This is a genomic window from Pantoea sp. X-Soil-ISGK-275, assembly GCF_059730795.1.
Genome location: NZ_AP035976.1, coordinates 1243746 through 1262719 on the forward strand (window position 1 = coordinate 1243746; position 18974 = coordinate 1262719).

Annotated in this window: 20 protein-coding genes; 14 read left to right on the forward strand and 6 right to left on the reverse strand. The window is 53.1% G+C overall.

Annotated features, from left to right (window positions below; all coding sequences use genetic code 11):
• Positions 1-4: 4 nt before the first annotated feature.
• A complete protein-coding gene (locus AC6I8A_RS05705; RefSeq protein ID WP_497818168.1) occupies positions 5-1063 on the reverse strand; it encodes an ATP-grasp domain-containing protein in 1059 nt (352 codons plus the stop codon).
• Between the two features lie 320 nt (positions 1064-1383).
• Between AC6I8A_RS05705 and AC6I8A_RS05710 the strand changes: the two genes are divergently transcribed.
• From AC6I8A_RS05710 to AC6I8A_RS05735, 6 genes are read left to right on the forward strand one after another with little or no spacing between them, the layout of a single operon-like run.
• Entirely contained in the window at positions 1384-1968 is a 585-nt protein-coding gene (locus AC6I8A_RS05710) for a TerD family protein (protein ID WP_008103751.1), read from the forward strand.
• Positions 1968-3143 carry a TerD family protein gene (locus AC6I8A_RS05715; protein ID WP_497818169.1) on the forward strand — a complete coding sequence of 392 codons (1176 nt, stop codon included), beginning with the start codon at positions 1968-1970 and terminating at the stop codon, positions 3141-3143. The genes AC6I8A_RS05710 and AC6I8A_RS05715 overlap by 1 nt, the downstream gene beginning before the upstream one ends.
• 20 nt (positions 3144-3163) lie before the next feature.
• A complete protein-coding gene (locus AC6I8A_RS05720) occupies positions 3164-3619 on the forward strand; it encodes a tellurite resistance TerB family protein (protein WP_008103747.1) in 456 nt (151 codons plus the stop codon).
• A 24-nt stretch (positions 3620-3643) separates the two neighbouring features.
• Positions 3644-4681, forward strand: a complete 1038-nt coding sequence (locus AC6I8A_RS05725) for a TerC/Alx family metal homeostasis membrane protein (RefSeq protein ID WP_008103746.1) — start codon at positions 3644-3646, stop codon at positions 4679-4681.
• 50 nt (positions 4682-4731) lie between these two features.
• Positions 4732-5310, forward strand: a complete 579-nt coding sequence (locus AC6I8A_RS05730; RefSeq protein WP_008103744.1) for a TerD family protein — start codon at positions 4732-4734, stop codon at positions 5308-5310.
• Between the two features lie 57 nt (positions 5311-5367).
• Positions 5368-5943, forward strand: coding sequence for a TerD family protein (locus AC6I8A_RS05735; protein WP_312664067.1), 576 nt, complete (start codon positions 5368-5370; stop codon positions 5941-5943).
• Positions 5944-6019: 76 nt separating this feature from the next.
• Here the strand turns inward: AC6I8A_RS05735 and AC6I8A_RS05740 are convergent, their stop codons facing one another.
• Both AC6I8A_RS05740 and AC6I8A_RS05745 read right to left on the reverse strand, forming a co-directional pair.
• A complete protein-coding gene (locus AC6I8A_RS05740; RefSeq protein ID WP_256695882.1) occupies positions 6020-6700 on the reverse strand; it encodes an HAD family hydrolase in 681 nt (226 codons plus the stop codon).
• Positions 6701-6811: 111 nt separating this feature from the next.
• Positions 6812-7936: an AI-2E family transporter gene (locus tag AC6I8A_RS05745; protein WP_256695883.1), complete on the reverse strand. Its 1125-nt coding sequence runs from the start codon at positions 7934-7936 to the stop codon at positions 6812-6814.
• A gap of 204 nt (positions 7937-8140) precedes the next feature.
• On the opposite strand from AC6I8A_RS05745, the gene AC6I8A_RS05750 reads away from it, so the two are divergent.
• The 4 genes from AC6I8A_RS05750 to AC6I8A_RS05765 all read left to right on the forward strand — a co-directional run bounded on the left by AC6I8A_RS05750 (position 8141) and on the right by AC6I8A_RS05765 (position 12651).
• The gene (locus tag AC6I8A_RS05750; RefSeq protein ID WP_256695884.1) at positions 8141-8371 is read left to right on the forward strand and encodes a DUF1272 domain-containing protein; all 231 of its coding nucleotides are present in this window, start codon (positions 8141-8143) and stop codon (positions 8369-8371) included.
• 797 nt (positions 8372-9168) lie between these two features.
• A complete protein-coding gene (locus AC6I8A_RS05755) occupies positions 9169-9660 on the forward strand; it encodes an RcnB family protein (protein WP_265299592.1) in 492 nt (163 codons plus the stop codon).
• 109 nt (positions 9661-9769) lie between these two features.
• The gene (locus tag AC6I8A_RS05760; RefSeq protein WP_497818170.1) at positions 9770-10597 is read left to right on the forward strand and encodes a Cof-type HAD-IIB family hydrolase; all 828 of its coding nucleotides are present in this window, start codon (positions 9770-9772) and stop codon (positions 10595-10597) included.
• A gap of 125 nt (positions 10598-10722) precedes the next feature.
• Entirely contained in the window at positions 10723-12651 is a 1929-nt protein-coding gene (locus AC6I8A_RS05765) for a methyl-accepting chemotaxis protein (protein ID WP_497818171.1), read from the forward strand.
• Positions 12652-12684: 33 nt separating this feature from the next.
• Here AC6I8A_RS05765 and AC6I8A_RS05770 read toward each other — a convergent pair whose 3' ends face one another.
• Positions 12685-13995, reverse strand: a complete 1311-nt coding sequence (locus tag AC6I8A_RS05770) for an iron-containing alcohol dehydrogenase (protein WP_256695888.1) — start codon at positions 13993-13995, stop codon at positions 12685-12687.
• Positions 13996-14120: 125 nt separating this feature from the next.
• Between AC6I8A_RS05770 and gntT the strand changes: the two genes are divergently transcribed.
• Complete coding sequence (gntT, locus tag AC6I8A_RS05775) at positions 14121-15437, forward strand: gluconate transporter (RefSeq protein ID WP_256695889.1); 1317 nt, start codon at positions 14121-14123, stop codon at positions 15435-15437.
• A 39-nt stretch (positions 15438-15476) separates the two neighbouring features.
• On the opposite strand, the gene AC6I8A_RS05780 is transcribed toward gntT, so the two are convergent.
• Both AC6I8A_RS05780 and AC6I8A_RS05785 read right to left on the reverse strand, forming a co-directional pair.
• Complete coding sequence (locus AC6I8A_RS05780; RefSeq protein ID WP_436331610.1) at positions 15477-16559, reverse strand: malate/lactate/ureidoglycolate dehydrogenase; 1083 nt, start codon at positions 16557-16559, stop codon at positions 15477-15479.
• Positions 16560-16666: 107 nt separating this feature from the next.
• Positions 16667-16912, reverse strand: coding sequence for a hypothetical protein (locus AC6I8A_RS05785; RefSeq protein WP_008103719.1), 246 nt, complete (start codon positions 16910-16912; stop codon positions 16667-16669).
• Between the two features lie 259 nt (positions 16913-17171).
• On the opposite strand from AC6I8A_RS05785, the gene AC6I8A_RS05790 reads away from it, so the two are divergent.
• The 3 genes from AC6I8A_RS05790 (at position 17172) to cspE (ending at position 18792) form a co-directional block, all read left to right on the forward strand.
• Positions 17172-17255 carry a small membrane protein YohP gene (locus AC6I8A_RS05790; protein WP_085982349.1) on the forward strand — a complete coding sequence of 28 codons (84 nt, stop codon included), beginning with the start codon at positions 17172-17174 and terminating at the stop codon, positions 17253-17255.
• A 643-nt stretch (positions 17256-17898) separates the two neighbouring features.
• Complete coding sequence (gene pagP / locus AC6I8A_RS05795; protein WP_256698379.1) at positions 17899-18432, forward strand: lipid IV(A) palmitoyltransferase PagP; 534 nt, start codon at positions 17899-17901, stop codon at positions 18430-18432.
• A 150-nt stretch (positions 18433-18582) separates the two neighbouring features.
• Complete coding sequence (gene cspE / locus AC6I8A_RS05800) at positions 18583-18792, forward strand: transcription antiterminator/RNA stability regulator CspE (RefSeq protein WP_007890714.1); 210 nt, start codon at positions 18583-18585, stop codon at positions 18790-18792.
• Positions 18793-18974 lie beyond the last annotated feature (182 nt).

Genomic DNA, 18974 nt, shown 5'->3' on the forward strand with positions numbered 1-18974 from the left:
TTCCTCATTGAACCTGGTTGGACAGGACGGGGTTGTACGCCACCACGTCGCTCAGCGCGCGGACGGTTGCTGGCGTGAAGTCGCGGCGGGCATCGTCGATCACCTGCTGCTGACTGATCAAGCCTAGCTGGCGCAGGGCAAACAAGCCGGGAAGATTTACGCCGCTGAAACGGGTGTAACCAATGCCGCCGGAAGGGCGCATATTGATCTCCAGTAATAGCGGTTTGCCGCTGGCATCATTGCGCGTCTGCACGTTAATCAATCCATCTGCGCCCATCGCGGCGGCGCAGGCTTGCGCCAGCTCAAAGGCTTCGCCGCTGTTCTCCAGATACTGCAGCGCACCTTCTTTGCGGCGCGCCACGGCGGCCAGCACCTTGCCGTTTTCTGCCAGCATATCAACCGAGTATTCCGGGCCCGGCAGATACGGCATCAGCACCAGCGGTTCCATGCTGTCGGCGGCTTCCAACGCCTGTAAGTAATATTCGGCTTTCACCCGGCGCGCATCCGGATGGGTAAACGCCGCCATCGGCGAGACGCTTTCATCAAACTGCCAGAATCCCATGCCATAAATACCGGTAACCGGCTTAACGCACAGCGGCAGATCGCCAAAGGGCTTGCGGGCGATCAACTTGCGCAACTGTACGGGTGAATCAATGCGCAGTGAAGGCACCACCGGCAAATTCAGGCTTTTCATATGGTGGGCAAACGCGACTTTGTCATCGGCCAGATCCAGCATCGCGACATCGCGTGCGCCGGTGGTTAAGCGCGTACCGCTGGCTTCGATAGCGGCGCGATGGGCTTCAAACCAATGCGCATGTCGACCGGTATGGATCGCCTGAATGGCGTATTTTTTTACTGTAGAAAGAATAAATTCGAGGCGCTGATTAATATCATTAGGTTCAATTAATGCATGATCCGCCAGAGAAAGTATTTCATTACGCGATTGGCGATGTGATGCATAAATCGACACGTTGTAATTATGTTTTTTAGCTGTAGATTTAATGCCATTAATTATATCGCGTTGGGAGGATAAACCTTCCATTAGCCAAATTTTGTGAGACATTTCTAATTATTTCCGCAAGAGGCAGGTGGCTGGGTTATGACTGGCGAGTTTATTTATCACCTCGAAACGAGTCAATCATAATATGATTTTTTACCCTAACGTAACCTTATGAATTTTAATGTAAAGAATTGTCATGTTTAGTGCGTTGTCTCTTTGGGTTGGATTCTCTTAAGTTGTTCTTCTGCAACGCTTTATTGTGTTTCATAAAATTGCTGTGAAAATTAATGCTGAACATGAATATCATCATGATATGATTTTACCCTCATGGAATTTGATGCAAATATAAAACCCTTTTCAAACCTGTTTGAAGGAATTATGACATGGTTTCATTAAGCAAGAATCAGACGGTCTCACTCAGCAAACAAACCGCTTCGCTGAATAAATTACATTTCGGCTTAGGCTGGGATCCAATTAAAAAGAAAGGCTTGTTAGGTAAGCTATTTGGCGGCGGCGGAGATTCAATCGATCTCGATGCCAGCTGCGTATTATTGGATCAATCCGGTAATGCCATTGATACCATCTGGTTCCGCGCATTAACCTCCAAATGTGGTGCGGTGAAACACAGCGGCGATAACCGTACCGGCGAAGGCGATGGCGACGATGAAGTGATCAACGTCGAGTTGTCACGTCTGCCCGCCAACGTTGAGTATCTGGCGTTTACCGTGAACAGCTTCCAGGGCCAAACCTTCAACGAAGTGGAAAATGCCTTCTGCCGCGTGGTTGATCAAAACGGCAAAGAGCTGGCGCGCTATGAGCTGACTGAGCAAGGTAGCCATACCGGCATCGTGATTGCTTCGCTGCACCGCAACGGCGGATTGTGGGACTTCACGGCGCATGGCCGCGCGAGCGCCGGTCGTACCATCGATGCGATGCAAAACGACATCGTTGCCGCAGTGGTGCGCTAATGAATATGACGCCGGGGAGCAATGCTCCCGTTCCCGCTAATCTGCTGACGGTGCGCGTGCTCGCTGGCGCCGCCGTTGATGCTTCCGCCTTTCGTCTGTTCGCCAGCGGCAAAGTCAATGGCGATGCCGATATGGTGTTCTACGGTCAGCCGGATAACGATGACCGTACCATCAGCCTGAAAAGCGAAGGGCACAACTCCGCTTTTTCTGTCGATCTCACTCGCTTGCGCCCCGACGTGCAGAAAGTGGCCTTCACCGTCACCTGTGACGGCGGCCGCAACGTATCGGGCTTGCAACGTCTGGCGATTCAGGTGGAGCAGGGCGGCAACGTGCTGCTGAGCGGTAACGTGGAGCTGGTGGGACGTCAGGAAGCGGCGTTAATCCTCGGCGAACTTTACCGTCGTAATAATGAGTGGAAATTCCGCTTTATTGCGCAGGGTTTCAACGGCGGCTTGCAGCCGCTGGCGGAACATTTTGGTGTGGATATAGCGGAACCTGCGCCTGCACCAACGCCTTCTCCTGCTCCGCAGGCGGCACCGGCACCCACACCAGCACCAGCAAAAATCAATCTGAGCAAAGTTTCTCTCACCAAAGAGAAGCCCGCCATCAGCCTGACTAAGCGCGATAACTTCGGTGAGATTCGCATCAATCTAAACTGGCACCGTGAAACGAATAGCGGTGGCGGCGGGTTGCGCGGATTGTTCGGCGGCAACAAAGGCGTGGATCTCGATCTTGGCGCCTTCGTTGAGTTGCAAGACGGTTCGCGCGGTGTGATCCAGGCGCTGGGCGGCAATTTTGGCGCCATGCATGCCAAACCTTTCGTACACTTGCAGGGCGACGATCGCACCGGCGAAGTGACCGATGGCGAATGGCTGCACATCAACGGTCGCGAATGGAGTCAGATTCGCGAAGTGTTGGTTTTCGCCTTCATCTATCAAGGTGCGGCGAGCTGGGACAAAACGGATGGCGTAGTGACGCTGCACATTCCAGACCAGCCACCGATTGAAACGCGTATGACTGAAGGGGAGAATCGCCGCAACATGTGTGCGATTGCTCGCCTGGTCAATGAGAACGGCAGTATCCGCGTCGAGCGTATCAATCAGTTCTTTAACGGGCATTCCGATATGGATAAAGCTTTCGGTTGGGGATTCAACTGGCGAGCCGGTTCCAAATAATTTCAGACAGAGGATTCACTATGAGCTTTTTCAACAAGGTTAAAGGCGCATTTAATTCCGGCCGCGATGAATTAACCAAACAGGTTAGCCGCTTTAAAAATAAGAAATTTATGCAAGGTACGGTGGCGGTTTGCGCACGTATTGCGGTCGCAGACGGCAGCGTGAGTGCGGAAGAGAAGCAGAAGATGATCGGTTTTCTGCGTGCCTCCGAAGAATTGAAAGTCTTTGATACCAATGAAGTGATTGAGTTCTTTAACAAGCTGGTGAGCAGCTTCGATTTCGATCTGGAAATTGGCAAGGGCGAAACCATGAAGTACATCATGGCGTTGAAAGATCAACCGGAAGCCGCGCAGTTGGCGATCCGCGTAGGTATTGCTGTCGGTAAGAGTGATGGTGATTTTGATGCTGACGAGCAGAAAGCGGTGCGCGAAATCGCCGTCGCTTTGGGCTTTGATCCAGCAATATTTGGTCTGTAATTTTTTATCTTTTAAGGGTTCATCATGGTGTCTACGCACATTGGCTTCCCAACTGAAACAGTCGCGGTTTTCATCGCGCTGTCAGTAGGAGCTATTTTTATCGACCTGTTCATGCACCGCGGCGACAAGCCGATTTCGCTGAAAAGCGCGGCGCTGTGGTCGGTGTTCTGGGTGGCGGTGGCGATGGGTTTCGCCGGCTTCCTTTATATTCATCACGGCGCTGAAGTTGCCAGCCTGTTCGTCACCGGTTACGCGCTGGAGAAAGTGCTCTCCGTCGATAACCTGTTCGTCATGATGGCGATCTTCTCGTGGTTTGCTGTTCCGGACCGCTACCGTCACCGCGTGCTCTATTGGGGCATCATCGGTGCCATCGTCTTCCGTGGCATCTTCGTGGCGATCGGAACCGGCTTGCTGAGCCTCGGCCCTTACGTCGAAATCGTGTTTGCGCTGATCGTAGCGTGGACGGCGGTGATGATGCTGAAAAGCGGCGACGACAGCGACGAGATCGAAGATTACTCGCAGCACCTTGCCTATCGCATGGTGAAGCGCTTCTTCCCAATCTGGCCAAAAATGCGTGGCAACGCCTTCCTGCTGAATCAGAAAGAAGTCGATGAAGAGCTGCAGAAGCCAGAAAACAAAGACGTAGCGATTGGTCGCGGCAAGAAAGCGGCGCTGTATGCCACACCGTTGATGCTGTGTGTGGCGGTGGTTGAACTCTCTGACGTGATGTTCGCCTTTGACTCCGTGCCGGCGATTATCGCGGTAAGCCGTGAACCGCTGATCGTGTATAGCGCCATGATGTTCGCCATCCTCGGCTTGCGTACGCTGTACTTCGTACTTGAAGCATTGAAACAGTATCTGGTTCACCTCGAGAAAGCCGTTATCGTGCTGCTGTTCTTCATCGCGGTGAAACTGGGTCTGAATGCTACCGATCATATCTGGCATCACGGCTACAGCATCTCTGCTAGCGCCAGCCTGTTTGTGGTACTCGGCGTGTTGGCTGTCGGTATCGTACTCAGCGTGATGTTCCCCGGTAAACCCGAGGAAAAAGAAGAGAGCTGATCTTCTGCCCGTAATGTGTCTGAAAAATCATTAACCAAGAGGTAATTACAATGAGCGTTTCTCTTTCTAAAGGCGGTAACGTTTCGCTGAGCAAAGCGGCACCAACCATGAAAAACGTCCTCGTTGGCCTTGGCTGGGATGCACGTTCCACCGATGGTCAGGACTTTGACCTTGATGCGTCAGCGTTCTTGCTGTCCGCCAGCGGCAAAGTCCGTGGCGATGCTGACTTCATTTTCTATAACAACCTGGTCTCTTCCGACGGTTCTGTTTCGCACACCGGTGACAACCGTACCGGTGCCGGCGATGGCGATGATGAATCGCTGAAAATCAAACTGGATCTGATTCCAGCCGACGTCGACAAGATCGTGTTTGTGGTTACCATCCATGATGCGCAGACCCGTCGTCAGAGCTTTGGTCAGGTTTCCGGCGCGTTTATCCGCCTGGTGAACGATGACGATCGCAGTGAAGTGGCGCGTTACGATTTGACCGAAGATGCCTCCACCGAAACCGCGATGCTGTTTGGTGAGCTGTACCGTAACGGTGCCGAGTGGAAATTCCGCGCGGTAGGCCAGGGTTATGCCGGCGGCCTCGCCTCGGTGTGTGCTCAGTACGGCATCAACGCATCTTAATTAACACGGGCAGCCACGCGCTGCCCGCATCATCCAATTAAAAGCAGGAGCTTTAAAATGGCAGTTTCTCTGGTAAAAGGCGGTAACGTTTCCCTGACTAAAGAAGCACCAACCATGAATGTTGCCATGGCGGGTCTGGGTTGGGATGCACGTGTAACAGATGGTCAGGACTTCGATCTTGATGCGTCAGTGTTTATGGTCGGTGACGACGGTAAAGTGCTGAGCGATGCCAGCTTCATCTTCTTCAACAACAAGCAGAGCGCTTGTGGTTCCGTTGAGCATCAGGGCGATAATCGCACCGGCGCCGGCGATGGCGATGACGAGCAGGTAAAAATTACCTTGTCGAAAGTACCGGCTGACGTGAAAAAGCTGGTCTTTGCGGTCACCATTTATGATGCAGAAGCGCGTAAGCAGAACTTCGGCATGGTGAGCAACAGCTTCATGCGTATCTTCAACAATGACAACGGCGCTGAAATCGCCCGTTTCGACCTGTCTGAAGATGCGTCTACCGAAACCGCGATGGTGTTCGGTGAGCTGTATCGCAATGGCACCGAGTGGAAATTCAAAGCCGTTGGTCAGGGCTTCGCAGGCGGCCTGTCGGCGCTGGCTTCACAGCATGGCGTGAGCGTCTGATTTCAAGCATTGCTAACAAAGCCCCGGCTGGTCCGGGGCTTTTTACTATTTAAATTGGTCGCCATGAATGGCGACCCTACGGATCCAGACGCAGCATACGCAGTTTTTCCAGCGGCACGCGGCGTTTTTTCCACGTTGGATGGAAATGACGCCAGTGTGGATCCTGCGCGGCGGCCAGTAACTCAAAATCACCGCGCGTATCGCCCCAGGCGCGCAGGTGATAGTTATGAAGCGGGCCGTAGACGCTTTCCAGTCGCTTAACCTTTTGCCCACAGCGGCAGTTATGACCGGTAATCTTTCCGGTAAGAATGCCGTCCACCACTTCTAATTGGGTGCCGATCAGGTTGATGCCCAAACGCTCGGCGAAGGGTTCTAATACCATCGCAGGCGAGGCGGAACAGATGGTCACTTCCGCGCTGGAGTTCACTTCAGCGGCAACCGCTAACAGTCCGGCTGGACGCATCAACTTGTTCCAGTTGGCCGCGCAGAACAGTTGCGCCTGCTGGCGAATCCATTGCTCCTCCACGCCGGTTAAAAAAGTGTGAATCAACACTTCTTTTAACTCATCACGCGTGAGCTTTTTACGCATGCAGCGCAGCGTTGGCAGTGCCAGTCGGGCAATTTTGCGTGCGAACGCACGTTTGCCAAAGCTGAAGCGCAGAAAGGGGATAAAGCTGTCGTGAATGGTCAGCGTGCCGTCGAAATCGAAGACTGACAGAACCTGATTTTCACGCGCTAAGGAGGATTCCATGGACATGTTGTTCTCTTTTGTCGCAAGCCGTAATCAATGCAACGATGATAGCAAATGGCGGGACGATATTCTCATGTGGGAATGCGGCTACCGATAAACGGTAGCCGTTTGAAACGCTTACTCGCGGATTTTGCCCTCTTCTTCGCGGGTTTTACCCTCTTCGATAAACTCTTCGTCGATCTCTTCTGAGTTCTCGCGGTTATCGCGACCGGAAAGCAGATTCCAGCAGGCAATAAACAGCGCGGCGATCAGCGGACCAATGACAAAGCCGTTGATGCCATACACTTCCATGCCGCCCAGCGTGGAGATCAGGATCAGATAGTCCGGCATTTTGGTGTCTTTACCGACCAGCAGCGGACGCAGGATGTTATCCACCAGGCCAACCACCACCACGAAGAAGCCAATCAGGAACAGGGCTTTCCAGATGGCGCTGGTGGCGAAGAAGAAGATGGTTGCCGGGACCCAAACAATCGCGGAACCGACCGCCGGAATCAGCGACAGGAATGCCATCAAGGTGCCCCACAGCAAACTGCCGTCGATGCCGGTGATCCAGAAGGCGATGCCGCCCAGTACACCTTGCACCACTGCAACCACCACCGTGCCTTTAACTGTGGCACGTGAGACCGCTGCGAACTTCATCATCAGGTGATGTTTCACGTAGGTTGAAAGCGGCAGCGCTTCCAGAATCAAATTCACCAGCCAGGCGCCATCTTTCAATAGGAAGAACAGCAGATAGAGCATCACGCCAAAGCCAACGGTAAAGGTGAAGGTCCCTTTGCCGATCAGGAACACGCTGCCCGCCATGTACTGGCCGCCTTTCAGCGCAAAACCAGAGAGCTTCTGCTGAATCTCCTGCGCGTTGTTCAGGTTGTTATCGGCGAGATAGTTACGCGCCCACGAAGGCAGATGCTGCAGCAGATCGGCAAACACCGCCGGGAACTGTGCAGAGTTGTTCTGCAGCTTGGTGTACACTGTGTTGACTTCAACCACCATCGAAGAGGTGATCAGCGCCAGCGGCGTGAACACAATCAGGCAGATAATCAGCAGCGTGGCAAACGCAGCCAAACCGTTACGATCGCCCATTTTACGACGCAACAGCGACTTCAGCGGATGGAAGATCACCGCCAGAATCGCGGCCCAGAAAATGGCAGAAAAATACGGTGTCAGCACATCAAAAAAGGCGTAGGTGACAAGCGCCAAAATCACGATAAAGAAGCCTAAATTAAGTCCTTTAATACGCATTACAGTGTCTCGTTAGTAGATAAGGCGATTGAACTATAGAACGCCTAGCGGGGAATGTAATGTTTTTAGGGCAGATGGTTCGCTTAAGCGCCTGACAAGCGCAGACCAACGATGTCCCGATTTGTCCGTCTGATGTCTGTTCACTGGCTGGTGCAGCGGCATTATTACGGTGATGATGGTGGCTGAAACTCACCGGAGGAAATCATGCTGGAACTACGTCCTAACTGCGAATGCTGCGATAAAGATCTGCCGCCCGAGTCACTTGATGCGCGCATCTGTTCGTTTGAATGCACCTTCTGCGTTGCCTGCGCGGAAGGCGCGCTGGCGCAGCGCTGCCCTAATTGCAGCGGTGAACTGGTGCGTCGACCGATTCGTCCTGCTGCGGCGTTAGCGCGTCATCCGGCGTCCTCAACGCGCCATTTATCTTCGTCATGAGATAGTGAGCGTGCAAACGAATATTCTGCCCATGTAAACGTTTACCCTAAATAGTTTATCAGGCTGCCTCGTGATATTTAAACGTGACGAAAGTAGGGAAATTTTGAGCACGATAGTAATCACCGCCGTGTATTAATGTTGGTTATAAACAATCCGGGCCTAATAAGGAGCAGTGATTGTTAAATACTCATCGGGTTGCGCGTGCGGCGTGCTGATATTTAAAAGGTTTAAGAAGTTAATGGTGTTGTTTTTAAAGGGATATCCACCATTCTTGATAGCATGGATTAGCTGCTTTAATGCCTTGTTATTCTGTCTTTGCCGAATCTGGTCAGAGCACAGACCTTATTTATCCTGAAACAACGTTCCTAAAATAATATTTTTTCTGTCATTTAATTTTTGCGTATTTTTCTGAAAAATAGTCCTTTTCAAAAGAAGTTTTTAATTTTAAATGGTATTGTTTGCTGGCAATGCTAGTGATGTGGCGTTGTGTGCTTCAGTTTTACCCTCACTTTTGCAGGGTTTACCCCTTTATGCAATTTATGGAAATTGAATTATCCTCCCGATCCTTGCGATCGGGTTTTTCTTTATATTCCCAGCTTTCTCTCCAATAAACGCGCATGCGTGCGTTCGATCCAGTTAATGTCAGAAAATACACAATCGTTAAGAAAGTGATAATTTGACGTAATTTCCTGTAAGTATCCGGTTTTTAAGAGTTTTGGAAATGCTTTTCTGTCTCCATTTAATCAATAGTAATGCTCAACGGCACAGCAACCGCCGTTATCCCTGGAGGCAACACCATGAAAAAAACAACACTAAGTCTTATTGCGTCATTTATTGCATGCAGCACACTCTTTTCAAGCGTCTCTTGGGCAGACGGCCCAGGTGACCAGCGCTGGCAGTCGCACGGCGGCGACCAGCATCAGGACCATGGACGCGGCCCGGATCGTGGCGGCGACCGCGGACCGGATCGCGGTGATCATCACGACCGTGGCCACGATCACGATCGCGGACCTGGCCCGGATCGTCACGACCATTACGCTGACCATCGGATGCCGGAAGGACATCGTGGCGGCGACCGCTTTGCCTGGGGCGGCCATGACTTCCGTCGCGGCTATCCGGCACCGCCGGAGTTTCGGGGTCCGCACTATCGCGTAGATGACTGGCGCGACCGTGGTCTGTATGAGCCACCGCGCGGTGAACATTGGGCTTACATCGATGGCAATTACGTGCTGGTGGCCGCAGCAACTGGCATCATCACCGCGATTCTGCTCAACGGCGCGTTCAACTAATCTTCCCCAGCGGATGGCTTCGGCCATCCGTCTTTCTCTCCGCTTTATCCGCTCACCAGGTTATTCTCTCTACGACCCGTTTTTCCTTTCGATACGTTAAGGAGTGATGATGACCGTGGTAAAAATGGTGGCGGTGGATAAAGACGGCACCTTTCTCGACGACAATAAACAGTACAATCGCGCACGTTTTAACGCCTGCTATCAGGAGATGAAGCAGCGCGGCATCAAGTTTGTGGTAGCCAGCGGCAACCAATATTACCAACTCAAATCCTTCTTCCCGGAGATCGCCAGCGAAATTGCCTTCGTGGCGGAGAACGGCGCGTGGATTATCGATCGTGATGAAGAGTTATTCTGCGGCGAGTTCTCCCGCCAGGATATTGATGCAGTGCTGGATACGCTGCACAACGGTAATTATCCCGAACTGCGCTACATCCTGTGCGGACGCGACAGCGCTTACTACTTCGAAGGCCTCGATGAAAAGTGGCTGGTGAAAATGCGTCACTACTGTCATCGGCTGAAGGCGATTCGCAGCCTCGATGACGTCGCGGGCGATAAGCTGTTCAAGTTCGCGCTGAATCTGTCGGATGATTATGTGGAACCGCTGATGGCGGACATTGAGCGTCTGCATCAGGGAGCGGCGGCGGCCACTTCCAGCGGTCACGGATCGATGGATTTGATTGTGCCCGGCAACCATAAAGGCCACGGCCTCGATCTGCTGGGCAAACGCTGGGGCATCGAACGCAGTGAAATTCTGGTGTTTGGCGATGGTGGTAACGATCTCGAAATGCTGCAGCAGTCTGGCTTCAGCTTTGCCATGGCGAACGCACCGCAGAAGGTCAAAGATGCGGCGCGCTTTGAAGCACCGAGCAATAACGACGAGGGCGTTTTACAGGTGATTGAGCAGATGCTGGCCGGCAAACCGCCGTTTGTCATTTAATCGTCATTTCTAGCTGAATTTATTCTTTGCTTTGCCGATATTCGATTGTGACGGAACGCACAATTCGCCGCTGAGCGGCACTTCTTATCTCAATCGTTAATGCAGTCGGTTAGAAAGGATAAATTATGTTGCCAACCCGTTTGGCTACCCGCATGACGCTGGGTGGCCTGCTATTACTGTGCGTCACAACCGCAGTGGTGTTCTCCGTTCTGTTGTTGCGCGGCCAACCGCGCGTCATCGAGGCCAGCCATACGCTGATTGAGCAGGCCGGTAGCAATCTGGTCAGCCAATTAAATCAGCAACTGGTGCGCATTGAAGGCGAAGCCGTCAGCATGGCGCGCCTTGCCGAAGTGTTGCCGCGCGATGCTACGTTGTGGCAGCAAAGTTTCCCGCAAATCATCAATAGCAGCGGCAATAAAACCATTGCCGGTGGCGGCGTATGGCCGGAACCCGATGCTTTTAGCGCCGGTGTGCAGCGTCGCAGCTTCTTCTGGGCGCGGCAGAGTGATGGCGCGCTGGCCTATTCCGATGACTACAACCTGCCTGCGGGCAACGGTTATCAACAGGAAAGCTGGTACAGCGCGGTGCGCAATGGACCGCGCGATCGTTGCGGCTGGTCTGAGGTTTATCAGGATTCGGTATCCGGCGTGAAAATGGTGACCTGCAGCGTGCCGTACGCGGCGGGCGAGCGTTTTGCCGGCGTGGCGACGCTGGATGTGCAACTGGATAATCTTGCGGGCTTTATGCAGCAGAAAGGGCAGGTGACTGGCGGTTATGCCTTTGCGCTCGATAGCGCGGGCAATCTGCTCTATTACCCAGGCCAGGATCTGAAATCGCTCACCACCTTAAGCAGCCTGGCGGAAAAATCCAGCTGGCTGGCGCCGCTGGCCGCACGTATCGCTCAGTTAAAAGGCGATGGCAAGGTGTTGCAGCTGTCAGATTTCAATGACGACTACTTGCACACCAGCGCGCAGGTCACGCTGTTCCGCATGCCCGGTACCGGTTGGGTGATTGGCCTGGTGACACCTGAAAGTGCGGTTAGTGGCCTGGCACGTACCATGATGCGTGACATCTTTACCTTCCTGATCCCAGCGATGATCGTGCTGCTGCTGTTAACCTGGGCGTTTACCCAACGCATTGGTCAGCGCCTGAAAGCCACGCATGCGGCGCTGGATGAAATTGCCAATGGCGATGGCGATTTAACCCGTCGCCTGACCAAAAGTGGACGCGATGAGCTGGCGGATATCGCCGGTGCGTTCAACAGCTTTGTCGATAAGATCGCCGGCGTGATTACTCGCGTGCAGGGCAGCGGCGAAACGGTGGCGGCCAATGCATCAGGATTGGCGCACAGCAACACTGCGCTGTCAGAGAAAATTGCTGAGCAGGCTGCGGCGCTTGAGCAGAGCGCCGCGGCGATGGAGCAGCTCAACGCGACCGTGCAGCAAAACGCCGAAAATACCCGACTGGCTGATGCCGCCGCCGAACAGACCGCGCAGATTGCCCGCAGCAGCAGCGACGTGATGGGCGAAGTTGTAAGCACCATGGGCGCTATCCAATCCTCATCGCGCCGCGTGGCGGAGATCCTGACGGTGATCGATAGCATCGCGTTTCAAACCAACATCCTTGCGCTGAATGCGGCGGTGGAAGCAGCGCGCGCCGGTGAGCAGGGACGCGGATTTGCCGTGGTGGCCTCTGAAGTGCGCGCCTTAGCCCAGCGCAGCGCCACGGCGGCGCAGGAAATTAAAGCGCTGATTGCCGATTCCGACAGCAACGTATTGGCTGGCAGTAAGCTGGTGGAAGGCGCGGGGCAGCAGCTTTCGCAACTGGTCACCGACGTGCATAAAGTGAAGCAGGTGGTAAGCGAGATGCGCGTGGCCGGGGATGAGCAGAGCAAAGGTATCGCGGAAGTGACGCTGGCGGTATCGCAGATGGAGCGCGGTATTCAGCAAAACCTGATGCTGGTGACGCAAACCGCCGAAAATACCCAGGCGCTACGTGATGAAGCGGCGCAGCTGGCGCAAGAGATCGCAATGTTTAAAGTGGCTGAGCAGTAAAAAAATCGGGCAGCGTTGGCTGCCCGTTATCATTTAGACGATGCGCCAGGCGGCGGCGATCATCTCGGTCAACGTGGGGGCATCGTAGCTGATCCAACCGTTTTTGCTGTTGGCCCGCGACACAATCCAGTCGACGTCGGTGGCTGACAGCGTTGGGCCATCTAACCAGAACGGCACGATCGCCTGCTGCTTGATCCAGGCTTTCAACGCCAGCGCTGGCGGCGCGGGATCGTCCGGCAACAGCTGTTGACCGAGCTGCGCCATCAAACGTTGCTGCTCAGCATGCTCAGTTTCCGCCAGCACATCGAGGAACGGGAACAGTAAGCGTCCGCACACTTCGCCGTGATGGAACGGTTTGATCGCCCCCAGCTCTCCAGCAATACCGTGGATCACGCCCAATCCGGCAGTGCTCAGGCACACGCCTCCCAGCCACGACGCCATCATCATCGCTTCTCGTGCTGCATCACCACGCTCGTTATCACGGTTTAAATCCGGCCAGGCTTTGAAGAACAGTCGCAGACCATTGAGCGCGGTTTGTTGGGTAAACAGATTGCCTTTGCGCGACAGATAGGCTTCGAATAAATGGGTGAAGGCATCGATGGCGCAGCTTGCCAGCACGCTGTTTGGCGCGCCTTTTAGCAGGTCGGGATCGAGAATCGCGACCTGCGGCACAAAGACCGGATGGCGCAGCGACGCTTTGACCTGAATGTGCTGCTGATCGGTCACCACCGCGTTCTGCGTGGCTTCGCTGCCAGTGCCGGCCGTGGTAGGAATGGCGATCAGCGGCAAAGTCACCGCTTGCACTGGCGTATCACCGACTTTTTCCAGATAGCGTGCGGTATTCAGCGGGTGCTGCATCATCGCGCTGAAGGCTTTGGCCGCATCCAACACGCTGCCGCCGCCAATCGCCACCACACGATCAACATGGCCGCGCCAGCGCCGCACCCAACCATCAATTTCATCCGGCGAGGCTTCATGGCTGACGATCTCGTAACCGATAATCTGATCGTTGAGCGCGGCGCCCAGGCGCGCCCAGGCTGGACCGTTAAGGAATGATCGGCCGCAAAACAGCAGCGTCGGCTGGGTATTGGCCGCCAGCAGCGGTATCAGCTGGTCAATACTGCCGCGACCAAACAGGGTTTGTTGATTACTGTACAGCTCGATCAGATTCTCACTCACCTGCATGTCCTTCTTGTTTGGCGTAAAGACCCTAGTGTAACCAAAAGCCGTGACACTCCCGCTGCAAACATTCTGATAACGCGCCGGCAAAAAGTTGATCACCTTCGCAAAACAGAAATTCCGCCGCTGCGGCTGGTGCTTTGTACGCAATGTTACCCTTAACATGATACCCGTAACATTGCTCAGCAGGATGTTTTCCTGCGGCGCAGACTGTTGATTCTCATGTCCTCTGGGATAACCAAAATAAACCGCTGCCGGTGATTCACCGCGCGCAAAAGTGGAGAAAAATTATGCCATTACTCTATGTGGCGATTGGCGTAGCGTTACTGCTGCTGCTGATGATTCGTTTCAAACTGAACGGATTTATCGCGCTGATTCTGGTGGCGCTGGCCGTAGGCATGATGCAGGGCATGCCGGTCAACAAAGTTATCGTATCGATTAAAACCGGTGTCGGCGGCACCTTGGGCAGCCTCGCGCTAATCATGGGCTTCGGCGCGATGCTGGGTAAACTGCTGGCGGATTGCGGCGGAGCGCAGCGTATCGCCACCACGTTAATTGCTAAGTTCGGCGAGAAACACATTCAGTGGGCGCTGGTGCTGACCGGTTTCACCGTCGGCTTTGCACTGTTTTACGAAGTAGGTTTTGTACTGATGCTGCCGCTGGTATTTAGCATCGCCGCTTCCGCGCGCGTGCCATTGCTGTACGTCGGTGTGCCGATGGCGGCAGCACTTTCCGTTACGCACGGTTTCCTGCCACCGCATCCGGGTCCAACCGCGATTGCCACGCTGTTCAACGCCGATATGGGTAAAACGCTGCTGTTTGGAACGCTGCTGGGGATTCCAACCGTAATTCTTGCCGGTCCGGTTTATGCGCGCTTCCTGAAAGGCATTGATAAGCCGATTCCGGAAGGTTTGTGGAACCCGAAAACCTTTACTGAAGCTGAGATGCCTGGTTTTGGCGTCAGCGTCTGGACGGCATTGGTGCCGGTGGTGCTGATGGCATTGCGCGCAGTGGCGGAAATGCTGCTGCCGAAAGGTCATGTGTTGTTGCCGTATGCCGAGTTCTTTGGCGACCCAATCATGGCAACCCTGATTGCGGTGCTGATTGCCATCTTCACGTTCGGTCTGAACCGTGGCCGCAGCATGGATGAAGTGATGGGCACCATCACCGATTCGATCAAGATCATCGCGATGATGCTGTTAGTGATTGGCGGTGGCGGGGCATTCAAACAGGTGCTGGTGGATAGCGGCGTCGATAAATATATCGCCAGCATGATGCATGAAACCAATTTGTCGCCGATCTTCATGGCGTGGTCGATTGCAGCCGTGCTGCGTATTGCGCTGGGCTCCGCAACCGTGGCGGCGATTACGGCAGGCGGGATTGTCGCACCGTTGATTGTCACCAGCGGCGCCAGCCCGGAGCTGATGGTGATTGCGGTCGGCTCCGGCAGCGTGATTTTCTCTCACGTCAACGATCCAGGCTTCTGGCTGTTTAAGGAGTATTTCAACCTGACCATCGGCGAAACTTTCCGTTCCTGGTCAGCACTGGAAACCATCATTTCAGTGTGCGGTTTGGTGGGCTGTTTACTGCTTGCCAACGTCATCTAAGCATCAAGGCTGAGGCATCGCGCCTAAGCCGCTTGCGGTTTACTGCGTTAAGGCGCGGAACGCCGCGAGCTCCTCTTGCGGCATACCTGCCTGTAACGCCGCGTCACAGATTTGCTCCCAGCTATTGCTATCCAGTGGAATGCCATCCCTTTCGCGTGCCACGCGGTTCTGCTCTTCCCACTCGCCGGGCACCTGAATCGGCGCATCGCCACTTTGCGGCGACTGTTTCACCCAATCAAGGAATGATTCTGCTTCTTCCTGCATCGCGGGCGCATCAAACGCATCCGGATTAACGATGATAGTGGTCATGCAGTTGAAAATGGCATCGTGGCTGGTGACCAGCGTCTCATCATGCGTGGTGCGACCGCCCGACAGCGCGCCGCCGAGGATTTCGCACATGGTCGCCAGCGCATAACCTTTGTGCAGACCGAACGGCATCAGCGAACCATACGGCGCCTGATGCATCACGCCCGGTTCGGTGGTCGGCTGGCCCTGATGATCAATCAGATAACCTGGCGCGACCTGCTGCTCTTTGTTCCACGCTACCCGCGTTTTACCAAAGGCGATGCCGCTGGTGGCGAAATCGAGCAGCAGCGGTTTGGCATTGCGGCGCGGGAAAATGGCGCAGAAAGGATTGGTGCCGAAGCGACGATCGCTACCGTTAAACGGCGCCACCATCGGATCGCCCATCACGTTGACGAAGTGGAACGAGACAAAACCGGCGGCTGCACACTGTTCCGCCCAATGACCGATACGACCAATGTGGTGCGAATGGTGTAGACCAACTGCCGCAATGCCGAGTTTGGCGGCGCGCTCAATGCCGAGCTGCATCGCCTCAAACGCCGCGACCTGACCAAAACCGTTATTACCCTGTAGCGTCAACACCGCACCGGCGTCTTTTGCAATGCTGGCATGTTGGTTGAGTTGCAAAAAGCCCTGCGCCAGCGAATTCATGTAGCTCGGAATCATGCCAACGCCGTGTGAATCGTGACCCGCCAGATTCGCTGCCACCAAATGGTCAGCGACCAGGCGCGCTTCTTCGGCGCTGCTGCCCGCATGTGACCAAATGGCTTGAACAAACTGATGAAGGTGGAAAGGGGGAATAAGATGCAGCGTACTCACGCGGTTAATCTCCTTATCATGAACGATATTGCATCCTGCGACGAAACCCGTGATTACCGCAAGTCAGCGATAAAGAAGTAAAGGGCCACAAGGTGTGGCCCAAAAACTCAGTGCGGCTGTTCAAAACCCGCTTTGACCATTTGATCACGTAACGCGCGGGTAATTTCTCGGTTCCCGCCGGTGACCGGATAAATGACGTTGTTGACGACATCGTCAAGATAATGCTCTTCAAACTCCTGCATGGTGAGTTGCGTGCCACCTTCATCATTTATCGCAATACTGCCGCTGATGTGGTTGCCGTAATCCTTTGCCTTAAGGCTGTAACGCCCCATGCTGGTATTAATCGTGCTCATAAGAATCTCCTTGTTACGTAGGCATTGATAACAATTGAGGCCTCTTCAGGCGAAGTAAGTTTAGCCTGTAGACGGGCGCTAAGTGCGGCAATACGGGGAAGGAAAAGCGAATGATGCGACCCGTCTCGCAGAAAATAATCTGCGCCAAACGAAACGAGAACATAGGACTGTGACCACGCTCGCAGCGCCCAGCGAAAGCAGAATGATCATCTATACTGGTTAACAGACACGTTATTTTTCATACTTGAAGGAGCGAACAATGAAAATAATTCTGTGGGTCATCGCCATCATCTTCATCGTTGGGTTACTGACAATTACAGGCGTCTTTAAACTGATTTTCTGACAACGACAGGCACCTGTGGGTGCCTGAATTTTTTATTCAGCATAGGATTTTTCACTGTCTTTACAGGACGCGACAGGCAGAATGAGATCGTGCAGATTTAGCGGTTTCTGACATCGTGCGCAGCAGGCGCCATGATGATTTGTCGAATCGACCTTTTCGCAGTCCGATAAGGTGTAAAAAAATTTAGCGCAACCGCAGCGGCTACAACGAATAGTCATGTCAGTTTTTCCCCCATCTCCGTCCTGGAGTATGGAGATTTATCTTATTCGTCGGACGAGTTCAATTGATAAATTTTATTAACTTATTCCGTATGTGAATTGTTTGCGCTAAGTCTCTGAAAACCACCTTATTGCTTGCCGTTATCATTACAACAGGTTTGCACTTTATGCACATCCTCCGGTAATACCTATCCGTTTATCTGACGTTTCAATTTCGCGCCTCGCTTGAGGTAAAATTCGTCAATAACCAAGAATTAGCCTGGGGAGATTAAGCGCAATTTTTACTATTATCCTGGCAATTACGTTAGGCACTCGTCGTACAGGAAGCTGAAAAATCTGCCTTCGGATAATGAATTTTTCAGCATGACATAACAGGAAATTACGTTGTGAATCGGCATTTTTCTGCAGCTTTTTTTGGCTGCATTTTGACCTCATCGGTCTCATTTTCAGCATCAGCGGTAACCACGTCACAAGCCATCAAATCAGGCTGGAACACATTTAGCGACAACGTGTCGCAAACCTGGTCGCAACCGCAGAATTATGATTTTTATCTGCCAGCGATTACCTGGCATAACCGTTGGACTTACGACGATGAACACATCGATAAGTACAACGAACGCCCGTGGGGCGCGGGTGCTGGCGTCTCGCGCTGGGATGAAAAAGGTAACTGGCACGGCCTGTATCTGATGGCGTTTAAAGACTCGTTTAACAAATGGGAGCCAATTGGTGGCTACGGTTGGGAAGCGACCTGGCGACCGCTTAACGATCAAAACTTCCATTTGGGGGCGGGATATACGGCGGGCGTAACGGCACGGGATAACTGGAAATATATTCCGGTTCCGCTGATATTGCCTTTAGCATCAATCGGATATGGTCCAGCCACTTTCCAAATGACTTATATTCCCGGCACTTACAATAACGGTAATGTCTATTTTGCCTGGCTGAGATTTGAGTTTTAAGCGTTGGTAGCGTGCAGAAAGTGTGATCGGCATGCAAAAAATCAATATTTATCACTTTTTCATCAAATCGCACTGGACAAATGTCACCGCAATTGCTGTACTAGACGTCGACACAGTTTAGTGTCCTTTTTTCATGTAAAGGTAATATAGATGTCTAAGATCAAAGGTAACGTAAAGTGGTTTAATGAGTCGAAAGGCTTCGGTTTCATTACTCCAGAAGATGGCAGCAAAGATGTATTCGTACATTTCTCTGCAATCAACAGCAACGGTTTCAAAACTCTGGCTGAAGGTCAGCGCGTTGAGTTCGAAATCACTGACGGTGCTAAAGGCCCATCAGCTGCTAACGTTATCGCACTGTAATTTAACAGTTCGAATTCTGAAAACCCGCCTTCTGGCGGGTTTTTTTTATGCTTAAATCAGCTCGCTGCTTTGTCTGCAGATAGATTCTGCGGCACATCTCACAGATAACTTCCGTAACACAGCCACACCAATGCTTACTTGCAGATTTTTATCCGTCAACGCTATATAACTGCTCAGGGAAA